The sequence below is a fragment of the uncultured Winogradskyella sp. genome, from assembly GCF_947495255.1.
Taxonomy (GTDB): domain Bacteria; phylum Bacteroidota; class Bacteroidia; order Flavobacteriales; family Flavobacteriaceae; genus Winogradskyella.
Genome location: NZ_CANLYI010000001.1, coordinates 87567 through 108756 on the forward strand (window position 1 = coordinate 87567; position 21190 = coordinate 108756).

The following is a 21190-nucleotide window of genomic DNA, read 5'->3' on the forward strand; positions in this document are numbered from 1 at the left end:
AATCACATTGTCGTACAGTAATTTCTAAAAAAATCAAATATATGGTTGTTGAAATTGATAATGCTCAAGGGATAAAGTGGTTCTCGTTATAAATTGATATTCGTTAAAGCCTGTATTATTTTGCTCTATTTTCCTCAACAATTCTAACCACTCTATTTATCATTATTTCTGACAAATTCCACAGTAATAAATCCTCATCAGTTGTATTATTAAAAAGAATTACTACAGTGTCTATATTGTTATGATATTCTGTAAAGCTCTGATATCCTGGAACCCATCCAGAATGTTCATATTCATAAATTTCAGAATAGATTTTCCGTTCTCGTTCTTTGAATATAGAACCATCGTTTAATGCTCTCAAAAATATACCAACATCTTCCGCAGTAGCCAGCATACCGAATTCTTTCTCTTTTAAATCAGGTTCATAGCCAACGTAGTAACCACTCATCACATCCTCTATATCTACCTCGCTTAACGAGAAGAATGTATTATTCAGTTCGAGTGGTACTAAAATTTGCTCTTTGATATATTGATGATGATTATACCCCACCGTATTGTCAATAAGTAAACCAAGGAGTAAATAATTTGTATTTGAATAGCTATAGTCTTCTCCTGGTTCAAACAGCGCGGGTGTATCCAATACTAATGCTAACGATTCCTCAGCACTATCAGGTGGGTTTTCCCAGTAACCTCCACTGTCTGTAAAATTTGGAATCCCGCTTCGATGTTGTACCATCATTTTTAGAGTTATTCTATCTGCATTTTCAATCCTACCTAGCAATTCAGGGAAATAATCAGCAAGGGTTTTATCTAGTGACAATCTGTTATCATTAACCAACTTAGAAATGGAAACCGCTACATATAACTTGCTAATACTAGCTATTTTAAATAGTGCATTGGGTTTAGCAGGTATTTTATGTTCTCGATTGTGCCAACCACCTGTATAAAATTCTGGTTGTTTCCCTGCCTCATCTACATAAACAATCATACCATCCAAACCGTGACTTATTGCTTGGTCAACTTGTTCTTGAACAGTATCTGGCAATGGTAATATCCAAGCTTTCACTAAAATCCAAGGCACAAACCACAAGGAAATTGCAGTACCTGTGAACAAGGCTATCCTGATTATAATTTTTTTATTTCGTTTTTTAGAATTAAGCATAGATAGTAAAGTTATAATTATTGCTCATTTTTAGGAAGTATTATTCGTAACACAGTTCAGAAAAGTTCAGGGTTTCAAAGTTTATGTTTGGAAATATGATCCTATTATATACAACATAAAAATACTATTTGTTTTCTTGATTAATTTTATGCGTTTTAAGTTTGATTCAGAAAGTACATGTCCAATTTCCCTTTTCCCTTTGCATGGATCTTTCCACGAGAAATACACGAAAATTCATTTTTAATCAGTTCATAGGTGGATGAAGATATATTGATTTTACCTACTTCACCTGCAGATTCCATCCTGCTGGCGGTATTTATCGTGTCTCCAAAAAGGTCGTATGCGAACTTCTTCTTGCCCACAACCCCTGCTACTACAGATCCAGAATGTATACCAACCCTCATTCTCCATTTTATGACATGGCTTTGATTTCTCTCCTCAAGATAGGATAGCATCTTTTGTGCGGCTTTGATGCAGTTAGTAGCATGATTTATCGTTTCTTTTTCAAGGCCACACGCTGCCATATACGCATCACCAATCGTTTCAATTTTTTCTACTTTCGTTTCTTCCATAATTTCATCGAATCGACCAAAAATATCATTGAGTTCATTGACTAAAGTGATTGCTGACATGGACGCCACAAGATTTGTAAATCCTTCAAAATCAGTAAACAGGACAGTGATATTTTTGTGTCTTTTTGGAATTGTTTTACCGCTTTCTTTTAAGTCTCTTATTATGTTTGCGGGTAATATATTGTGCAGAAGATCATCTGATTTTTTCTGTTCAACCATTAAAGATTCCTCAGATTGATCTATTAAAATAGACATACTTGCTATTAGTATGAAGCAAATCAATGCAGTAATACTGATATTAACTATTTGTGATATATAGGGATCTAATCCTCCAAAATGGGATTTTATATTTGATTGAAATATTACTGTAGCAATCAACGTTAGGCAAGCTAGAATACTAAAGACATGGGCTATATTCCTAGCCTTACGAGGAAAAGTCATATATGGCAGAATAATAATTAGGAAACAAACAACTGCAACTCCTGAGGAAAACCCTAGCAAGTAAAGAAATAAGAGAACAGACATATAAGATGCTAGAATAAGCCAAACGGAAGCCAGGACTCGTAACCCTTTCCAATTGAAAATTAACGCCATTAGAAACATTAATCCCAAAAAAGTATTACTTCCGTAAATTATTAATGCGTCTGTCAAGAATAATGCAATTAGCATCCAAGTTACATTATAAACTACACCTAAAAGAGATGCAATATTCGTAACACGTAAATATCTGAGTTCAGTTATAGAAAAATTGTACTCAGCGCCAATATCGACTATTCTTTGAAAGAATCTAGACTTGTTTTTATCATAAATTGACATAAATGCTTTTCAAGTTTTATGAATTGTTAATGTCTTTATTATACGCAAGTAAGTTAACCTTTTTAGCGTTAATTTCTGGATTTTTAGAAGGTCAAAAATTGCAGATTTTCTTTATTCTTTTGTGAAAATGGTAGCATACCTCTCCTTATTGATCTAAACATATGGTGGTTCGTTTTATTTTAAGCTTAGATATGTTCTTTCTTTATTATAAATGTGTTCCGCTTGTTTGATCATCTTCTTAGCTAACGTAAGATTTTTAATGGTTTGCCACAATAAGCACAGGTTTTATGCTTTTATGAGAAGTTGATTTATTTAACCTTAGTGATTTTTTAATACACCCACAGATTCAAAAAGCTCCTCGATGATATGCTGGAGATTGCTTGGTGTAACTGCTCTGAAATACTCTAGTAAGTCTTGAGTTGTCGCATATCTATCAGTCTGCATTTTTAGTTTGCCGTTTTTTGTATTCCAATCTTCAAGAAAATATTTTAATGCTAAATTCACATTCTTTTCTCCTATTGCTTTTTGAAGTTCATACATATTGATCGCTCCTTTAGCATAATAGACATAATCTTGATTTTCTACAAGAGCAAGAGATGGTTCTTCCTTACTTTCTTGTTGTTTTCCTTCTTTATATTTATCCAATTGAAGTGCTAAAAACTGTTGCACTTTTTCTTCGGAATACTGCTCTTTTAAAACCATTATTGCTGCATATTGAGATAAGGTTTCTAAAACCATCAATTGACCTTGCACATTCGCAGCTTCCACTTGCATTCCAAACCATTGGTGAGCTACTTCATGTGCAGTCACATAAAAAGCCATATCTACATCTTTTTCGTCATCTATATCTAACACAAATCCAATAGATTCTGAGAATGGAATAGTTCCAGGAAAAGATTGCGCAAATTGCGCATAACGTGGAAACTCCATAATACGCAGTTGCTGGTATTGATAAGGACTGAAGTTGTTACTATAATAGGCTAAGGATGCTTTCATAGACTTCATCATTCTATCGATGTTATACTCATGTCCTTTTTGATAATAAATTTCAAGGTCAACAGGCTCAGTGATCGCCTCATTACTTGTCATCCATTTGTCTTTTTTAATTTCATAGTCAGCAGAAACTATGGCATAAAAATTAATAATAGGTGTATTTGTTTTATAGTGAAAATAATTACGATTATTATCTGTCCATTTTCTCAATAAATCTCCAGGAACCAAAGCTGTTTGATCTTTGGATGTACCAATAATCATTTCAAAATTAATACCATCAGAATCACCACCAGATCTCGCATTAACTAATTCTTTAGGGTCATCTATGTTAACTTTTTTAGATCTTTTTGATAAGTTATGATCTCTTCGTTTATCTTCATCTTGAAGTTCATATTTTTTATTGTAACCCAATGTTGGAAACTGTTCGTTATTGAAAAATGTACCATTGTAAACAATATTGGTATTAGAACGACCTTGCTCAAAGCCTTTGGTTGTAAAACGTTGCTTAAAATACATTTTTACAGAATCACCAGGTTGTAAAGCTTTCTCTAAGTTAAAAATTGAATAATCAAATTTTTTGTATTGATTATTAGTTGTAAAACCACCTTCAAAAGAGATACTGTCTATAGTAACATTTTCTTCCAAAAGTTTTTGAATATGGATGGCTTTTATGTTTTCAATTGATGTGTTTTTTAACATATAATACCCTTCTACTGTGTAATCTCGTTTAGAAGGATACAGCTCTAATTGTAAGTTAACGTCTATTATTTTGGGCTGTGGTATATATTCAAATTGTTTCAATTCTTTTTCATACGCTACTCTGAATTCAGTAGCTTCAGAATTGCTCCAATATTCATTTAAAATATTCGTATTGTAAAATATAAACCCTCCAATAATGATAAAAGCAAAAAGAATGATGTCAGTAAATTTTATGAGTGGTTTGCTGAACTTATATTTAGCAACTCTTATTCGTTTTATTAAATTTGTTTCATTTCCTCTAACAGCGACTAAAGATCCTATGATTAATAAAAGTATTCCGAAAAGAAACCAATACAATTTAATGAGTAAATAGGGTTGTAAAAAATGCCCATAACCATTCATATCTGAATAAGCACCTAAGGAACTTCCTCCAAAAAAGTGTAAATCATGATCAAATCCCAATACAGCAATGGCTACATTAACAATACTAAATACAATCACCAAAATGATACCTACAAACTTATTATTCACTAAAGATTGTATGAAAAATTCTAAGCAGGTAAAAATGGATAATAGGGGTAGAATTTCTAAAAAGAATCCATTAAAATACACTTGCAATTCATAGTTATAATAGCCACTTAGCGTTTGGAATACTATCCCTGAACTAATTAAAGCAAGTATTAATACGACATAAATTAAGTTTAATCCAATAAACTTTCCAGCTAACCTTACAAAACTTGACATGGGTGTAGCATCATAAATTAAATTCAACTTCGCACCTCTTTCTTTCCACACCAATTCTCCTGAATAAAAAACAAGGATGATGATAAAGAAAAAATAAGATGTTTCCTGAAGTTCCTCAACTATAAAATAGGTTGCAGGATAACTATCAACGCCATATACAGTTCCAAGATTTACAGAATTGATTAAGATGATAATCATTCCGCAAATAACAATTCCCCAAAATGATGGTTGTTTAAAAATACTTATAAAATAAAACCACGAAAACTCTTTTAATTGTGTCCATTTAGATGATAAACCATAGTGTTTTTTAGCTTTAGGGATTTCTATATCAGTATTTTTATTGGCACTTTTAGCTACTAATTTTTGAACATGCTTTCTCTTTGATTTCTTTTCTTTAACCAGATTAAAGTTGAATTTTTTATAACCATACATTAATGCGATTACTCCTAAAAAAAACCAAAATAATTTGTTATATAACAAAGCACTAATAAATGGAAGCTCTTGAGTGCTCTTTTCTAAGACCGTCCAGGATTTTGTAATATAGGTTACTGTTGTTAATGAAAATGGATCAAAAATAGCTTGCCAGAACGCATTGGTAATTGCTTTTGTTAATAAAAATACGACAAACAAGATCACGCCTTGTGTATATACAACTACTAAATTTCTAGTTAAGGCACCAGTTACAAAAAACAACGCTGCTCCAAAAAATAACGTTGGTAACGTTACCATTACAAAGGTCTTTATATAAATAAATGCATTAAAAGCTAATAGCTCATCTGGACTATTCCAGGGCATAAATTCACCCAACATCATACCCAATATAATTCCTGTAAATACAAACAGCAGAACAGTAAATGCGCCTAAAAACCGACCCATTAAATAATCTCTTTTTTTGATAGGTGTAGAAAATAGTAATGACTCTATCTCGTACTCAAAATCTCTAAGTACAGAAACTCCCATAATCATTGAGGCTAAAATCATAAAGAAACCAGTTATAGCTCCCATAGTTTTCGCTATTACTATGGGTGAATTTCTTTTCATTAGCCCCATTTCTGAACCTTGAAAAATAAAATCTACACCAACAATTGAAAACAGAAATATAAATAAGAAGAACACATAGGTGTCTGGTCGTTTAATTCGATATTGGATTTCGAACTTAAAAATTTCATACCACATAATTAAATAGATTTAGTTTTAGTTCCATTGAAAATTTCTGAGAAATACACATCTTCTAGTTCCGCATTAATAGCTGTAAATCCATCTCCAGGATTAGTCTCACTTATTATATGAATAGTTGGTTTACCAAGAAATAATCGTTCACTGATGACCTGATAATTTTCTTTATATAGGTTCAATTCTGATTTCTCGATTGTTTTTTTATAGACTTTATCTTTTAGGCCTTCTAGTATCTGCAACGGCTGCCCTTTTAAGCATACTTGACCTTGATTAATAATGGCCATATTTGTGCAGAGTTCTTTGACATCGTCAACAATATGCGTAGATAAAATAACCACAGTATGTTCTCCGAGCTCGCTTAAAACATTGTAAAAGCGATTGCGTTCTACAGGATCCAATCCTGCTGTTGGTTCATCTACAATAAGTAACTTCGGATTGTTAAGTAAGGCTTGTGCAATGCCAAATCGTTGCTTCATCCCACCAGAAAACCCTTTCAGATTTTGTTGTCGCACGTCATATAAATTGGTTTTATACAAAAGTGCTTTCACTAATTCTTTACGTTCGTTTTTATTGGTGATGCCTTTAAGCACTGCGAAATGATTGAGTAATACTTCTGCCGATATTTTTGGATACAAGCCAAATTGTTGCGGCAAATACCCTAATACCTGTCGCAATTCATTTTTTTGTTGTAAGACATCGATGTCTCCAAGAACAATGGAACCAGAATCGGCTTCTTGCAGTGTTGCAATAGTTCGCATTAACGTAGACTTGCCTGCACCATTTGGGCCTAATAGACCAAACATCCCTTTTGGTATATCAAGTGAAATGTTTTGTAAAGCTTTAATCCCGTTTGAATACGTTTTTGATAGATTGTCAATTCTGAGTTCCATACTGTTCATTTTTTGATTGATTGAGACAAACATATAAGCGTTTTTAGCCTTTAAAAAGTGTTAGTGACACAAACACATGCATTAGTGACAAACACATTTTTTTAAGGTATAAAGACACCTCAAAACACATTTAGGATTGTTTGTCACTGATGAGATACTGTTTGTCAACTTATTTGTCTGAGGTGTTTTATTTAATTAATATTGAATTATGAATTTTAAAATACCAGAAAGAAAAAGGAAAACTATCAAGCGGTTATATAAAATAGCGCTGGTTATTATAGGCTTAGTCATCGTCATTTTTAATGACACTTTTGGAAAACTAGAAGGGTTTGTAGAATTTATTGCATTGTACTTTATCCTTGTGTTTATTACCATTGCACATTGGCTATTTAAACAAATCAAATCACTAATAAGATTGAAGAATGAAAAAGCAAAAACAGAATTAATGCATTTAAAGAGTCAAGTGAATCCACATTTCTTTTTTAATATGCTTAATAACCTTTATGGATTAGTGGATAAGGATTCTAAGAAAGCTCAAGAGCTCATTCTAAAACTTTCTGATATGATGCGCTATAGTATTTATGATGGCGAAAAAGACAGGGTTTTACTGTCTGAAGAAATAGCTTATCTCGAGAATTATATTGAACTTCATAAAATGCGTTATCATAAAGCGATTGATATACAATTCAATATTGAAACAAACGACACTAATTATGAGATTATGCCACTTCTTTTCATTATTCTTTTAGAAAATGCCTTTAAGCATGGTGTGGAAAATTTAAGAGAAAATGCTTATGTTCATATCACATTAACAGCGCATAATAGTGAATTGACCTTTGAAATAGAAAACAATTTTGATGAAACACAAGATAACCCTGAAACAGGAATTGGATTAAAAAACCTAAAACGACGATTAGAATTGGTATATCCAAAAAAGCATACCTTAACAATTTCCAAAACAGATACCATCTATAACGCTACATTGAATATTAAGGGCTTATGATTACATATATCATTATAGACGACGAACATATTGCACACGATATTATAAAAGGCTATTGTGATATGCTACCAAATTTAGAATTCAAAGCAGATTGTTATGATGCTATAGAAGCTATTGACTACTTAAGCAAACATGATATAGATCTCATTTTTTTAGATTTGAATATGCCTAAATTAAAAGGATTTCAATTTTTAAAAACCTTATCATCTCCACCAAAAGTTATTGTAACCACTGCGTATAGTGAATTTGCGATTGAAGGCTACGAATTAAACGTTGTTGATTACTTGTTAAAACCGTTTAGTTTTGAACGCTTTTTGAGTGCTGTGAATAAAGTGACCTCTCTTAACACCAGTACAATAAGAAAAGACAATAAAGAGACTATAAAACCTGAAGGACAACATATTTTTTTAAAGCAAAATAATAGTCATATTCAGGTAGATGTAGATGATATTCTATTTATTGAAGCTTCTGGTAATTATACCAAAGTTGTTACAAGCAATGAAACCATAAGCATTCGAGAAAAAATATCGGATACCATCCAATTGCTTTCTGAGAATGATTTTCTTCAAGTTCATAAGTCATTTGCTGTTGCAAAAAAGCACATCGTTAGTATAGAAGGAAATCGGATTTTTATTGGCGATTATATGGTACCTATTGGTAAGCTCTATAAAGCAAATGTTAATCAATTATTGAAGTAATTTGCTATTGCCATGTCAATATATAATCTAGACTGAAAATAGAGTGAGGATTTTCATGAGTAGGTGAGTACTAGTAAAGAATTATTCAAGAGGTTACTACAAGTATTTTATATCTTATTTCAGATGTTCTATTACCCAATTTTTTATTTCGTTCAATGCTATTGGGGAAAATGTTTGTTCTATTTTTCTATATTCATCCATCTTTCCAGTTTCACACTCTTGAAAGAAGTGGTTTAAGTTTTCTAATTCCACTATTTTATAATTTTTATTCTGGCCTTTGATTAGTGCTTGTCTTATAGCTTCTTGATTAATTTTTGCATTTACTTGCGTGTCTTTACTGCCATTTAATGACAACACTGGAATTTGTAATTTTTCAATTTCATCAGCAGGATTGTATTGTAAAAAATAGCGTGACCAAGGTTGTAAACTTGTTTTAAGTTGGTTTTCTATAAATGCATTGATATTCTTTTCTGGTACGTTTAATGATGTTAAAATGGGTCTTAAAAACTCATTATAATGAGTTGTCAATTCGATTTTAATTTCTGTTTTACTCTTATTAGAGATTACAATTGCAATCGCTTTTCTGGTGTTTTTTTCATAAGCCACCTCATCTTTAACAGGAAATTCTCTCAATGTTTTAGATTGCATTACAGATAGTTCTGTTCCCGAAATTCCGGTAGAAGCTAATAACACCATAAAAGCGACATCTTTAGAGTTGTTAGCCGCTAGAGGTGCGATAATACCACCTTCACTATGACCAATCAAACCTATATTTTTAATATCTACATCGTTTCTAGTTTTTAAGTATGCGATGGCACTCAAAACGTCTTTGGAAAAATCTTCTGTGGTTGCTTTACCAAAATTTCCTGTAGATTCTCCAACTCCACGATCATCAAAACGCAATACGCCAATGCCTTGTCTTGTTAAATAATCTGATAATACTAAAAAAGGTTTGTGTCCCATAAAACTTTCATCTCTGTCTTGTGGACCACTTCCGCTAATTAAAATTACTACTGGAAATTTTCCGTTTTTATTGGGTAAGGTTAAAGTACCTGCTAATGTTATGTTGGCTTCATTATTTTTAAAAATGACTTCTTCTTCATAATAAGGGTAGGGTTTTACAGGTTCCTGCGGCCGTTTCGAATCTTCTATTTTTATAGTTCCTTTTTTTAAGTTTAGGACCATTTCTATGCCACCTTCCTTGTAAATACCTTCAAATTGTTGTGCTTCAGTATTAAAAACTCCTGTATAGTTCATTCCAACATTAGAGCCATCAATAATTAGCTTTCCATTTGTAAAAGTTGTAGCTGATGGTTTGATGCCAGCAATTCTAAACGTTGGAACATCCATAGTAGTTGAATACGTAGCGTTTTCTTGTTTTATATTAAAAACAAAAGTGATTTCTTTATCGCCTCTTTTGGTTGTTCCGTTCCAATGTCCTGAAATATCTTGAGAACGTGCACTAGTAATGGCGAGTAAATTTAAAAGTATGATAATTGTTAATGTTTTCATGTTCGTTAAATTTTGATTGGTGATGTCTAGGCCAAATTTTCGTTAGCCTTGTGGTATTAAAAAATAGTATTACTAATTTAGTAATCGAAGCTATTTGAAGAGAGATTTAGTTAGATTTACATTAGAGCACGTTTCCAGCTTCTTTAGCTTGAGCATCCTTACGGCGACCTATTAATGCGCCAATAAATAGTCCCATACAAATGCCAACGGAAATCCCTAAAGACCTTTCAAAACGCTCACCTATTAGAATTCCAGCTATAACTCCGAATAACATTCCTAAAGTTACACTCAGGTTTGTATAGTATCCTTGAGAAGTCAAAGAAAAGGTGTCCTTTAAATAGGTCTCAAATTTACTCAGTGCGTTTTTAAAGAATTTTTTTCTATTGTCTGGATTTGAGTTTAGTTTTAAGCTATCTAGTTCTGTTTCTATGGATTGAATGTCATCAGTGGTGAATGCTCTATTTTCTAATTTTTTAAGAATCTCAATAAATTGCGTATAAACCTTGATTTCAGATTTATTAGAGGATTCAGTTTTTAAACTTTCAAAAAAGTTAATTGCATTTAATAGTGTCATAATTTTTACTGTTTTCTTGGTTAGTGGCCCAAATCAAAAAATATTACACCTAAAATTTATTTATTTTAAAAAACCACAACAAAACACCTTATTATCAAACGCTTAACTTCTTAAGCTTTCTATATCTGTCATCAATTCTTCTAGTTTTTTGAATATTCTTCCATAAACGATGTTTAAATCCCATTTATAAATTCGACCTCCAACAAGGAATAGCAAAACCAAGATGACTGCCACGATAACAATTCCGATGAGTGGGATTCCAAATATTAAATAGGTATCTGGAAAACCAACAAGTATTTCATCTACAAGCCGTTCACCCAAAGGCATGCCTTCGGCATCTTTAAACCAAAAGCCTAAAACCAATGACATAAATATAATTGGGTACAAAAATCTTGACATTTTTTTATTGATTGCGACCTGCTTTTGTATCCACTCATTAAATGACTTTAAATATTGATAACTACTTGCACCTTTGTCAATTTTTTCTAATCCATTTAATAACATCTTATTAATAAACACAAGAACTGAAAGAGTAATAAAAAATATAACACCTGTTATTGGTATGCCAACAAAAAATGAGACAATTAAAAAGATAAATGAGAATGCTATAATTGCAATCAAATTTATTTTAAACATTCTTTTAAATTTATCAATAATATGAATTGATTTTTGGTTGTAAAGATTGTTTATTTTTGGGACTACTAGTGCGTCGCTCTTGAGAAAACCTTCTTTCCAAATGTTTTCAATTGATTTTTCCATCTAATAATTTTTTTAATCTAGTTTTAATTCTTTTAACACGTACACCAATATTATTTGGGTTCGTTCCTATAATTTCAGCAATTTCCTTTTGCGATTTTTCTTCCAAATAAAGCATGATAACGGCTCTATCTATTTCCGATAGTTTTCTTATGGCATCATATAATAAATTTAGAGATTCGTCTGAAAACGCGTAGTTGTTTTCGGTTTCTTCAGCAGTTATAGAATCAGACACAAAATGCTGAACATTGTTTTTCTTTTTCTTAAGTAAGGTTAAACAGACGTTTAATGAAATACGATATACCCAAGTACTCCATTGCGATTCTTCACGGAAATTGTCTTTACTTCTCCAAATTTGTAAACACACTTCTTGGTAATAATCTTCAAAATCTTCTTGCGAGTTAGTATACGCTCGACATAATTTGATAATTATTCCTGCAAATGGTAAAATGGATGATTTATAAAAATCGCTACTCAATAGTGTTGTTTTTATTGTTTAGTGTCTTAAATTAAGAATTATTACAGGTTAATGTCAAAATTGATTTTATTTTATTAATCGATTTACATTAAGCTTATACATTTTCCCTATTGGAATTTTGTGATTCCTTAGATGTATTCTATTACCTTCAATTAATTCTATTTTATCTATTGAGATAATAAAAGATTTGTGAATCCTTATAAATTGTGTCTCTGGTAAATTATGTGTAAAGGATGTTAGCGTTTGATGAGAAACAATCACTTTATCAACCATATTAATTTTTACATAGTTTCCATAGGCTTCTAAAAACAGAATGTCCTTTAACTTTATCTGGTAGTATTTTTTATCTTCCTTTATAAAAATCTTAGTGTCTTCTATGGTTTCCGTATTTTGTATTGGGCTGGCTTTAATTGATAATGCATCGGAAACTTTACTAACAGATTTTACAAAACGACTGAAATTAAATGGTTTTAATAAATAATCGTCAATATTCAATTCATAACCTTCTAAGGCAAATTCCTTGTAGGCTGTAGTAATGATAATTTTTGGCGGATTAGAAAGTGTTTTTAAAAACTCTAAACCAGAAAGCTTTGGCATATTTATATCTAAAAAAATTAGATCAATAGAATGCTTATTTAAATAGTCTAGGGCTTCAAAAGCATTATAACAACTTTTTTGGAATGATAGATAAGACAAATTACTCGCATAATCTTTAATATTATCATGAGAGGCAGTTTCGTCGTCTACAATTATATATTTTATCATTTCTTATATATATCTAATGTTGTTGAATAGGTGTTTTCTTCAATTTTATTATACAATTGATGTGTGTTTGGATATAATAAATTTAAGCGATCTTTTAAATTTTTGAGCCCAATACCTTTGTCTTCTGATGATTCTTCAGCATCATAATTGTTTTTAACTGTGAAACTTATTTTATTTTCATCTTCAATAAGTTGTAAATGAACAAATGCATTATCTGTTGCTTTTTCAATGCCATGTTTAAAAGCATTTTCTAGCAAAATAATGAATAACAAAGGTGCCACTTTTGTTTCTGGATTTTTAATTGATTTTTCAAAATTCACATCAATGTCTTTATGGTATCTGGCAGTTTGTAAATCAATAAAATTTATTAAATAATCTATTTCATCTTTTAACTGCACGTTTTCCTTTCCGCTATCGTAAATAGTGAATCGCATTAAATCTGATAATTTTAGGACATAGTCTTGAGCTGCATCAGCATCCTTTTTTATTAAGGCATACAAATTGTTAAGTGTGTTAAAGAAAAAATGAGGATTTATTTGATTTTTTAATAGCATCAATTCGGCTTCTAATTTATCCTTTTTAAGTTTTTGAATACTTTTTCGGTATTCGTAGGTCCAATAGAAAATTAAATAAGCAACTGCAATTGCTAAAAGAATTCTTACGCTATTCTTTAGAAAGCCTCCATCTAAATCTGTAGTAGCATCAATAGCAAATATTAAAAGCGGAATACTTATTCCTAAAAAGAGATATTTTAATCGAAGGTTAGAAGTCCCAAATTTTATTTTTTCAGTTTGAAAGAGATAATTCAAAAGGGTGTAAAAGACTACTAAACCCAATGAACTTGAAAGCACTGCGAATATTTCGCTTTGAGCGTTTCTTAAGATTAGCATCAAAATAATAATGATTACAGATAGAACTGCTGCTGCTTTATAAAGTTTTTTATGTGTCATGATTTTAATTTATTTATGATTTTGACACAAATCTATATTGCATATTCAAGGTTACAGCTTTTATTTTATAAACGTCTCTTTTCATATTGTAAACGTATCAAATTTAATGATAAAGGTACTTTAAATATCATAATGAGTTGATTGCCATTTGATACGCTAGCTTCATCAAAATAGTTCTAATTAACGAATATTCAGCTCTAGGTTTACATCGAATTTAAAACTAAATACATATGAAAACTTTAATTACAATTATTACAATCGCATTATCAACCTTATTTGTAAATGCTCAAACGAGTTCTGAGAAAGAACTATTAAAAACTTTAAATGAAACTACACCAAAGGCATTGCAAGACAATAAAGTACCTGGATTGGCATTGGCTATTATTAAAAATGGCGACGTTATTATTAAAAAAGAATATGGGTTTTCTGATGTATCAGAAAACGAGATTGTAAATAGTAAAACAGGCTTTAATATTGGTTCTATATCAAAAATGTTTACAGCTTGGGGAATTATGAAATTGGTAGAAGACCAAAAACTTAATTTAGATGCTCCAGCTTCAAAATATCTTTTGAATTGGAAATTACCATCTAGTGAATTTGATTCAGATAAAGTAACTATCAGGAATCTATTGCAACATACTGCAGGTTTGTCTGTTCATGGTTACAACGGTTATGAAACTAAAGATGAATTAACTTCAATTGATGCATCGTTATCCGGAACTACTAATCTAGATGAGAAAGTAGAACTCGTTATGGAACCAGAAAGCAAATGGAAATATTCAGGTGGTGGTTATTCTATATTGCAATTAGTTATTGAAGACGTTAGTGGGAAATCTTTTGCGGATTACATGAAAGAACATATTTTTAAGCCTTTAAAAATGAAACAAACAAGTTTTAATATTAGTAAAAAGGTTTTAAAAAATTCTGCAAAGGCCTATGATGAAGAAGGAAATGAAATCCCATTACGCCTTTTTAATACGCAAGCAGCAGCAGGTTTTCATACAACAATAGATGATCTTATTCTTTTTGCAAAAGCATCATTTTCAAAAAATCCTGTTTTGTCAGAAGAAAGCATTGCTCTTTTGATAAAACCTACCGAACTATCCAAAGGGAATTACGGAATGGGTTATATGATTATGAATCGTTTTGGGGATTTTACATTATCTGGTCATGGTGGTTCTAATGAAGGATGGCAATCTGGTTTTATGCTCGATTTTGAATCAAAATCAGGTATTATTATCCTTACCAACGGCTCTAATGGAAAAAACGTTTTATTTGGAAACCTGCAAGATTGGGCAAAATGGCATGGAAGTAATTAATTTAATGTCTTAATTTTTGTAACGGTAAAATCTCGTTCACGGTCAACATTTTTTATGGCTATAATAATACTTTCTGGAATTAAATTGTTTCGGTTTCTATTGGAACTCATAAAATGTACTATTCCAGATGCTGTTTTAAAATGAGTATATCCATCCAATAATATGATAATTGGATATTTTTTCGCCACTTCAGTTGAATCATTATATGAATCAGGAATACTTATTAAACAAGTTCTTTCTTCATTTAAAATACTAGATTTAATAATGAACTGACTTCCAATTATAATATCCGTTTTATTCTGTCCGAACGTCGTTTGTGCTCCAAAAAGAAGAATACATAAAATCACAAATGTAAAAGTTCTCATAGTTTGCTTTATATGTTTGGTAACAAATATTTTCGACAACGTACCACCTGTGGCTTTCATTTCTCCAATTTCATAAGTGGCATTATCACACTTCGGACATTTGTATTTCATAGTTTTATATTTTTTGAGTTGATACTATATGGCTGTAAAATATTAACGCTATTATTCATTGCCTTTTATTTTAAAAACTTAAATCGAGGTCTATATATCACCTCTTTTTCATTGTTTATTCTAAGTGTGTTGATCAATATTAAAATTAAATTGGCGACATACAAAAAGCCAATAACTATAAAAAATGTACTTAACGTTATTTGGTCTGTGAGTCCAATTTTTGATATGATGAAAAATACTAGAGGGATAAAAAATAACAGTATGGTCCACGTGATTTCGAAATTGATTAAATCTTTACCCAACTTATTACTATTTTTTATCTTACCTTTTTTTGATGTCCAAAGTATAAATGGAATTAAAACCCCTAGCAATGGAAAGACCAGAAATAACAGTGCAGAGAGATTGAGATACGTTAAATACTTTTTATCTTCTTTTACGGACCAATCTATCAACTCATCTGGACTTACATTTAAGGCATTGGCTAATCGCTTCAATGACTCACCTGTAGGGTTTGATTCCCCTTTTTCGATGCGTTGAATAGTTCGTAAACTTAAACCAGATTCTTCTGCTAGAAATTCTTGTGACATCCCTTTCTGGTTTCTCAATTCTTTTACTCTTAAAGCTAAATAGTTATTATCCATTTTCTAAAGGTTTGTTTTTAGTTAAAGTTTTTCTGTACCTCATTATTGTTATGGTTACTATTCCTAATAAAAATCCAGGAACCAATTGAACTAACGACCCATAAATCACATGATTTAATAGCGCTTGCCCAAAATTATCATAATATAATCCATAATGAGTGCCAATTTCCCATTTTGTATCTACCCACCAAAGTATAGCAACTGGAATCCTTGAAATAGGTGAGTAAATAAGTAAGCTTAATAAAAGAATCTTGTAAGCTTGTTTTTGATTACCTAATTTAATACCTAGATATATAGCAATCCCTAAGGTAAGCCAAAGTAGCCCGATAATAAAAATAGCATTTTCAGGCAATCCCAATAATTCTAAACCATATCTAACTGGAGTTAAAATTAATGCAATTATGATGGGTGCTTTAGCATAATAAATGGCTTGCTGTAAAGATGTTTTTTCCTTGTTTTTCATCCTAATTCTTTTTTGCGATAATTTTACGACCAGATTGATTCATCGTTAAGCTAATAACATTATTCGCTTCATTTTTATTAAACGTGATTTCTGCATCTACAATTTTTACAAAAAAATGATTTTGAGTTTCAGCAAATAATTCAACCTTTTTAGTTTGACCTGGAGCTAATAAGTATAATTGATTTGTGTTATCCAATCCTATAGTAAGGTTTACATTTGGTTTAACCTCATAAGTACCTGTATAGTCACTTAATATTTCTGAAGGTACATTAATTGATTTTCTCTCAGGTTGATTATGCTTAGCCTCTGTTATTTTATCATCTGGTATACTTACAAATAATTCAGCAACTTGTTTCGCCACGTTATTTACATTCTTACAATTACAGTTGGTTAATGCAGTTATATACAGTTTCTCTTTAGGTAAAAACAGCGCAATACTGGTAAACCCCTTCGTACTTCCTGTGTGGGCAATTACAGGAGAATTCCCCAATTTCGAAAATCGAAAACCATATCCATAAGGTACTCTTTTCCCACTGTTTAATAAGGTTGGTGTCATAGCTTGTTTTATACTAGAAGCTTTTAAAAGTGTGTTTGAAAGTAATGCATTTTGCCATTTTAAAAGATCCTCTGTGGTAGATAAAATAGCTCCCGCGGAATATGCTAAAGACAAATTCATATCATCTGATTTTACAAAATCATTTTGTTCAATGATATAACCCGTAGTAGGGTTTGGAATACCTTGTTTCGGATCTCCACAGGATGAATTCTTCATTCCTATTTTGTCAAAAATATTTTGTTCTATAAAATCACTGTAAGGTTGTCCAGAAACGATTTCAATAATTCGCCCTAGTAAAATATAGCCTGCATTACTGTATTTAAAACGCTCTCCTGGTTTGAATTCTAAAGGTTCATCTTTAAAATATGCAATAAGTTCTGTAGGTGACATATTAGTTTTAGAAATAAAACCCTTGTCACCAACAGGTGTTCTGTTTTTTATTCCCGAAGTATGGTTTAATAGATGATGAATGGTAATGTCTTTTCCAATTTCAGCATATTCAGGAATGTATTTTCCAATTTTATCCTCAACACTTAACTTACCTTGTTCTTCTAGCATTAAAATAGAAATCGCAGTAAATTGTTTTGTTATAGAGCCAATTTGAAAGACACTATTAGTTTCTAAAGGAGTGTTTAATTCTAAATTAGATTTTCCAAAAGCTTTACTATAAATAGATTCTCCTTCTTTTGCTACCAGAATTGAAATACCAGGCTCGTTTTGATTGTAACTTATAGCAACTATGGAATCTATTTTTGATTCATAGCTCTGACTAACGCTAAAATATGTAATGAAAAGAAAAGTGAGTGTTGTAAAAAAATTATTCATTGATTTGTATTTAATGTTCATGGGACAAAATTAAATACAAACCTTACTGGCACTTGCGCCAAGCTTATGACATCTTTATGACATCTGCGCTTATTCCTTTAAATAAAGGCACATTTAAACTTTATTTTACTTAAGAGATGAGATTCTAACAGTTATTGAAATCAGTTCCAAATTGGCAAAGAAATACTGCTGTTTCCTGTAAAAATTATCTCTAATGGAATTTCAGCATCTTTAATACTTTCTTTATTAACATCCTTTCCAGTACCATAATTAATTTGAGCATTATTGTTTTTATTGACATTAACCACCACTACAATGCGACTCCCTTTTTCTAATTTTTTACTGATTAGTTTCGAATTGTCGAAAGACACTTTCGTCTTTTGATTCGGTATCAATAAATTTCTTTGTTCTCTATCTTTAGCATAGCTCGCTCTACCAATATAATAGCTTAAATGAAAATAGTTCCCTTCTGGAGTCAATTCATATACGATTACAGAATAATCAACATCTTTTTTATTTATTGAAAATTCAAGATTCCCTAAAAAAGAGCCATTTATAATTACATCTTCCTTTAGCGCTTCAGATTTAAAAATTAAACCATCTTTTAAATTGATTTGGTCACGTTCCAAAGGCCAAGGATAATACTCTGTGTTAGTCATACTCTTTCGATCCTTAAAATCAACAGACATTTGAATCTCTAAATTATTTGCTTTTGATTTTAAGGCATAAAAATCGTTGGTTTTATCAGCACTTAAATGAAATGTTAAAGTATCATTGGTCATGGCGCTTAAACTTGGTTTGTGCATCCAGGTATTCGTACCCATGACTTGGAAGTTGACTTTATCTTTTAAAATACTCGGTTTTGCTTTTCCGTTCAAAATGTAATCAAACCATTGGTAAATTAGTTCTTCTTCGATGTTTATCAAAGCAGCTTTATCTAATTTGTAATTTCTTAGACTTTCTTCTGGTTTCGTTTGTGCAGCCCAATGATCATAAGGCCCAACTAACAAATAATGATTTGGATTTTTTGCATATTTATGATGTTCATTGTAATAATATATGGCTCCTCTTTGTGAGTCATCATAATACCCTGTTATGGTTAAAATCGGAATGTCAATTTTAGCAAATTCTTGTTGGTATGGTATCATTTTTTTCCAGAAGTCGTCATAACTAGGATGTTGCATATAAGTATTCCATAATGTATTTACCCGACCATCTAAACTATCTAATTTGTTAAACGCTACTCCTGTTTTGTACCAGGTGTTTTTTAAAGAATTCCAACGCTTAAAATCATTTGAAGCTTCAAAATCTAAAAACTTGTTATTGGTTACATAAAAATTCCAAGAATATGAATAATTGTGGAGGATATTGTTTTCCATTGGGTAATCAATACCTGGTGCAATAGCAACCATAGGAACAATGGTTTTTAATGCAGGATGCACCTTATGTTTCATAGAAGCCCATTGTGTAAAACCATTGTAACTCCCTCCAAACATGGCTACTTTTTGATTAGACCAAGATTGTTTACTAATCCAATCAATGACTTCATACACATCAGTATGTTCATATTCAAGTGGTTTTATGTCGCTTTTACTCAACCGTTTTCCTCTTGTATTGGCAATAACGCCTATATAGCCTTTAGATGCTGATAACATAGCAGAAGCTTCATTGGTGCCTGCATAAATAGAAGATACCAATATGGCAGATTTTTTAGCTGTTGAATTTCCCTTGCGTTTAACTACTACCATTGAAACTTCGGCACCATCTTTCATAGGAATGACAATACTATCATTTACGACATATCTGCGTTTATGATCTTGTTTTATTTCTTCAAAATAAATAGCTCTAGTTGATGAAAACACCGATTTTAAAAAGTACTTTTTTACTAAATCTATAGCTATAGGCTGTGATATCTTTTCAGAATTAATACTAGTATACGTGGTATTAAAATTACTAACGTAATAATCAGTTGGGTCTCTAACTATCAAGGCTTTATCTAAATTAAGAACTTGTATGTCATCAGAATTCTTTACGTATTTGTTGTAAGATTTTTTAAACGCGTCTTTGAAGTTCGTAGATAGCTTTGCCTCTACATAATGGATGTATACATCTAAATACTGCCTTTGATCTATTGGTGTTTCTGCTACTCTTTTTTTTATTGAAGCTAATGCGTCTTCATATTCACCTCTTATTAACTGGAACTTAAACAGGTCTAATTCTGATAAATTTTGAGTATCACAGATTGCGGCTAATTGCTGCATTTGGTTTTCAAGCGCTATTGAATCTGATAGTTTCACCTTTTTAAATGGCAATTCTTGTGCAAAAGAAGTGCTACTAATTGCAATTAGAAATAATAAAAGGACTGACTTTTTCATTGTTTTACGTTTGAAAATTGATAAAAAACTAACTATTTCCTATTTGGGTCTATGTACTGGATTAACTCTTCATTGTACAAAAAGCCATCTTGAGTTTGCGTCATCTTAATAAAGTTTTTTAGTTCTGGTGCATACAACCAAACTTCATCTGTTTGTGCGTTGTAGCCTCTAGAATTAGAAACGCTCCCCTTGTATTCTATGGTGTACGCCATAAAGGTTCCAGCGTCTACAGTTTCTTCTTTATATGATAATACTTTTGCCTTTTGACTTTGTGTTCCTGTGGTACCATCTTGACTTGTCCAATTTTTCTCATATTTCCACTTCTTTCCCACTTCTAAAGGCCATTTGTATCTTGGTGTTTCGCTTTCTTCTGGCTTTACAATGTCCGAAACTGGAATCGTGTCTTTTCCAATGACCATACCTAAACCATCAGCTATATGTACTATTTCTCTTGTATCTTTGCCTTCTGAACGCACTTCGCCTTCAGTGGTTATGCCTTTATATTTCCAAGTCCATTGTTCTCCAACTGTATAATCAGCTAAGGTTGGTTGTTCTGCTAATGAAACAGTGTTTTCATTACAAGATATCAACAATGAAATTAGCACTAGATATACGATTCTTTCTATATTAAATACTACTTTTAAATACTTCATAATAAGGATTTTAAATTAATTATAGTACAAAGTAAAGGCGTCTGTTTCTTTCAAAAAAGGAAAAGTACATGAGCGTAAATAAAAGTCAATGAAC

At 31.3% G+C, this 21190-nt stretch carries 19 protein-coding genes; 3 read left to right on the forward strand and 16 right to left on the reverse strand.

Going from position 1 to position 21190, the window contains the following annotated elements; translation table 11 throughout:
• Nucleotides 1-115: 115 nt before the first annotated feature.
• From Q0807_RS00385 to Q0807_RS00400, 4 genes are all read right to left on the reverse strand, one after another.
• Entirely contained in the window at nt 116-1162 is a 1047-nt protein-coding gene (locus tag Q0807_RS00385; protein WP_115816073.1) for a serine hydrolase, read from the reverse strand.
• 155 nt (nt 1163-1317) lie between these two features.
• Complete coding sequence (locus Q0807_RS00390; protein WP_044633807.1) at nt 1318-2550, reverse strand: adenylate/guanylate cyclase domain-containing protein; 1233 nt, start codon at nt 2548-2550, stop codon at nt 1318-1320.
• Between the two features lie 318 nt (nt 2551-2868).
• A complete protein-coding gene (locus Q0807_RS00395) occupies nt 2869-6162 on the reverse strand; it encodes a M1 family aminopeptidase (protein WP_299105079.1) in 3294 nt (1097 codons plus the stop codon).
• Nucleotides 6163-6164: 2 nt separating this feature from the next.
• Entirely contained in the window at nt 6165-7052 is an 888-nt protein-coding gene (locus Q0807_RS00400; RefSeq protein WP_044633823.1) for an ABC transporter ATP-binding protein, read from the reverse strand.
• Between the two features lie 208 nt (nt 7053-7260).
• Here Q0807_RS00400 and Q0807_RS00405 point away from each other — a divergent pair, with 208 nt between their 5' ends.
• Both Q0807_RS00405 and Q0807_RS00410 read left to right on the forward strand, forming a co-directional pair.
• Nucleotides 7261-8055, forward strand: coding sequence for a sensor histidine kinase (locus tag Q0807_RS00405; RefSeq protein WP_044633809.1), 795 nt, complete (start codon nt 7261-7263; stop codon nt 8053-8055).
• Nucleotides 8052-8753 carry a LytTR family DNA-binding domain-containing protein gene (locus Q0807_RS00410; RefSeq protein WP_044633810.1) on the forward strand — a complete coding sequence of 234 codons (702 nt, stop codon included), beginning with the start codon at nt 8052-8054 and terminating at the stop codon, nt 8751-8753. The genes Q0807_RS00405 and Q0807_RS00410 overlap by 4 nt, the downstream gene beginning before the upstream one ends.
• Before the next feature lie 114 nt (nt 8754-8867).
• Here Q0807_RS00410 and Q0807_RS00415 read toward each other — a convergent pair whose 3' ends face one another.
• The 6 genes from Q0807_RS00415 to Q0807_RS00440 all read right to left on the reverse strand — a co-directional run bounded on the left by Q0807_RS00415 (nt 8868) and on the right by Q0807_RS00440 (nt 13788).
• Entirely contained in the window at nt 8868-10265 is a 1398-nt protein-coding gene (locus Q0807_RS00415; RefSeq protein ID WP_044633811.1) for a S9 family peptidase, read from the reverse strand.
• A 121-nt stretch (nt 10266-10386) separates the two neighbouring features.
• A complete protein-coding gene (locus Q0807_RS00420) occupies nt 10387-10839 on the reverse strand; it encodes a hypothetical protein (RefSeq protein ID WP_044633812.1) in 453 nt (150 codons plus the stop codon).
• Nucleotides 10840-10941: 102 nt separating this feature from the next.
• Complete coding sequence (locus Q0807_RS00425) at nt 10942-11598, reverse strand: hypothetical protein (RefSeq protein WP_044633813.1); 657 nt, start codon at nt 11596-11598, stop codon at nt 10942-10944.
• The gene (locus Q0807_RS00430) at nt 11582-12073 is read right to left on the reverse strand and encodes a sigma-70 family RNA polymerase sigma factor (RefSeq protein ID WP_044633814.1); all 492 of its coding nucleotides are present in this window, start codon (nt 12071-12073) and stop codon (nt 11582-11584) included. The genes Q0807_RS00425 and Q0807_RS00430 overlap by 17 nt, the downstream gene beginning before the upstream one ends.
• 66 nt (nt 12074-12139) lie before the next feature.
• Nucleotides 12140-12838, reverse strand: coding sequence for a LytTR family DNA-binding domain-containing protein (locus tag Q0807_RS00435; RefSeq protein WP_044633815.1), 699 nt, complete (start codon nt 12836-12838; stop codon nt 12140-12142).
• On the reverse strand, nt 12835-13788 hold the full coding sequence (locus tag Q0807_RS00440) for a sensor histidine kinase (protein WP_052823525.1): 954 nt from the start codon (nt 13786-13788) through the stop codon (nt 12835-12837). Before Q0807_RS00440 ends, Q0807_RS00435 begins: the two co-directional genes overlap by 4 nt.
• A 230-nt stretch (nt 13789-14018) precedes the next feature.
• Here Q0807_RS00440 and Q0807_RS00445 point away from each other — a divergent pair, with 230 nt between their 5' ends.
• A complete protein-coding gene (locus tag Q0807_RS00445; RefSeq protein WP_052823526.1) occupies nt 14019-15107 on the forward strand; it encodes a serine hydrolase in 1089 nt (362 codons plus the stop codon).
• On the opposite strand, the gene Q0807_RS00450 is transcribed toward Q0807_RS00445, so the two are convergent.
• From Q0807_RS00450 to Q0807_RS00475, 6 genes are all read right to left on the reverse strand, one after another.
• Complete coding sequence (locus Q0807_RS00450) at nt 15104-15583, reverse strand: zinc ribbon domain-containing protein (protein ID WP_181897568.1); 480 nt, start codon at nt 15581-15583, stop codon at nt 15104-15106. The genes Q0807_RS00445 and Q0807_RS00450 overlap by 4 nt on opposite strands.
• A 65-nt stretch (nt 15584-15648) precedes the next feature.
• The gene (locus Q0807_RS00455; RefSeq protein WP_044634108.1) at nt 15649-16224 is read right to left on the reverse strand and encodes a helix-turn-helix domain-containing protein; all 576 of its coding nucleotides are present in this window, start codon (nt 16222-16224) and stop codon (nt 15649-15651) included.
• Nucleotides 16217-16687, reverse strand: coding sequence for a hypothetical protein (locus Q0807_RS00460; RefSeq protein WP_044634109.1), 471 nt, complete (start codon nt 16685-16687; stop codon nt 16217-16219). Before Q0807_RS00460 ends, Q0807_RS00455 begins: the two co-directional genes overlap by 8 nt.
• Before the next feature lies 1 nt (nt 16688).
• Nucleotides 16689-18068 (reverse strand): serine hydrolase, encoded by a 1380-nt coding sequence (locus tag Q0807_RS00465; protein WP_165586789.1) that lies wholly within the window; start codon nt 18066-18068, stop codon nt 16689-16691.
• A 161-nt stretch (nt 18069-18229) separates the two neighbouring features.
• Nucleotides 18230-20443, reverse strand: coding sequence for a CocE/NonD family hydrolase (locus Q0807_RS00470; RefSeq protein WP_205618148.1), 2214 nt, complete (start codon nt 20441-20443; stop codon nt 18230-18232).
• 32 nt (nt 20444-20475) lie between these two features.
• Nucleotides 20476-21096, reverse strand: a complete 621-nt coding sequence (locus Q0807_RS00475) for a hypothetical protein (RefSeq protein WP_044634110.1) — start codon at nt 21094-21096, stop codon at nt 20476-20478.
• Nucleotides 21097-21190 lie beyond the last annotated feature (94 nt).

Excerpts from the sequence above, each read along its gene's own strand:
- Q0807_RS00385 (WP_115816073.1), bottom strand. The coding sequence starts at position 1,162 with ATGCTTAATTCTAAAAAACGAAATAAAAAAATTATAATCAGGATAGCC.
- Q0807_RS00390 (WP_044633807.1), bottom strand. The coding sequence starts at position 2,550 with ATGTCAATTTATGATAAAAACAAGTCTAGATTCTTTCAAAGAATAGTC.
- Q0807_RS00395 (WP_299105079.1), bottom strand. The coding sequence starts at position 6,162 with ATGTGGTATGAAATTTTTAAGTTCGAAATCCAATATCGAATTAAACGA.
- Q0807_RS00400 (WP_044633823.1), bottom strand. The coding sequence starts at position 7,052 with ATGGAACTCAGAATTGACAATCTATCAAAAACGTATTCAAACGGGATT.
- Q0807_RS00405 (WP_044633809.1), top strand. The coding sequence starts at position 7,261 with ATGAATTTTAAAATACCAGAAAGAAAAAGGAAAACTATCAAGCGGTTA.
- Q0807_RS00410 (WP_044633810.1), top strand. The coding sequence starts at position 8,052 with ATGATTACATATATCATTATAGACGACGAACATATTGCACACGATATT.
- Q0807_RS00415 (WP_044633811.1), bottom strand. The coding sequence starts at position 10,265 with ATGAAAACATTAACAATTATCATACTTTTAAATTTACTCGCCATTACT.
- Q0807_RS00420 (WP_044633812.1), bottom strand. The coding sequence starts at position 10,839 with ATGACACTATTAAATGCAATTAACTTTTTTGAAAGTTTAAAAACTGAA.
- Q0807_RS00425 (WP_044633813.1), bottom strand. The coding sequence starts at position 11,598 with ATGGAAAAATCAATTGAAAACATTTGGAAAGAAGGTTTTCTCAAGAGC.
- Q0807_RS00435 (WP_044633815.1), bottom strand. The coding sequence starts at position 12,838 with ATGATAAAATATATAATTGTAGACGACGAAACTGCCTCTCATGATAAT.
- Q0807_RS00440 (WP_052823525.1), bottom strand. The coding sequence starts at position 13,788 with ATGACACATAAAAAACTTTATAAAGCAGCAGCAGTTCTATCTGTAATC.
- Q0807_RS00445 (WP_052823526.1), top strand. The coding sequence starts at position 14,019 with ATGAAAACTTTAATTACAATTATTACAATCGCATTATCAACCTTATTT.
- Q0807_RS00450 (WP_181897568.1), bottom strand. The coding sequence starts at position 15,583 with ATGAAATACAAATGTCCGAAGTGTGATAATGCCACTTATGAAATTGGA.
- Q0807_RS00455 (WP_044634108.1), bottom strand. The coding sequence starts at position 16,224 with ATGGATAATAACTATTTAGCTTTAAGAGTAAAAGAATTGAGAAACCAG.
- Q0807_RS00460 (WP_044634109.1), bottom strand. The coding sequence starts at position 16,687 with ATGAAAAACAAGGAAAAAACATCTTTACAGCAAGCCATTTATTATGCT.
- Q0807_RS00465 (WP_165586789.1), bottom strand. The coding sequence starts at position 18,068 with ATGAATAATTTTTTTACAACACTCACTTTTCTTTTCATTACATATTTT.
- Q0807_RS00470 (WP_205618148.1), bottom strand. The coding sequence starts at position 20,443 with ATGAAAAAGTCAGTCCTTTTATTATTTCTAATTGCAATTAGTAGCACT.
- Q0807_RS00475 (WP_044634110.1), bottom strand. The coding sequence starts at position 21,096 with ATGAAGTATTTAAAAGTAGTATTTAATATAGAAAGAATCGTATATCTA.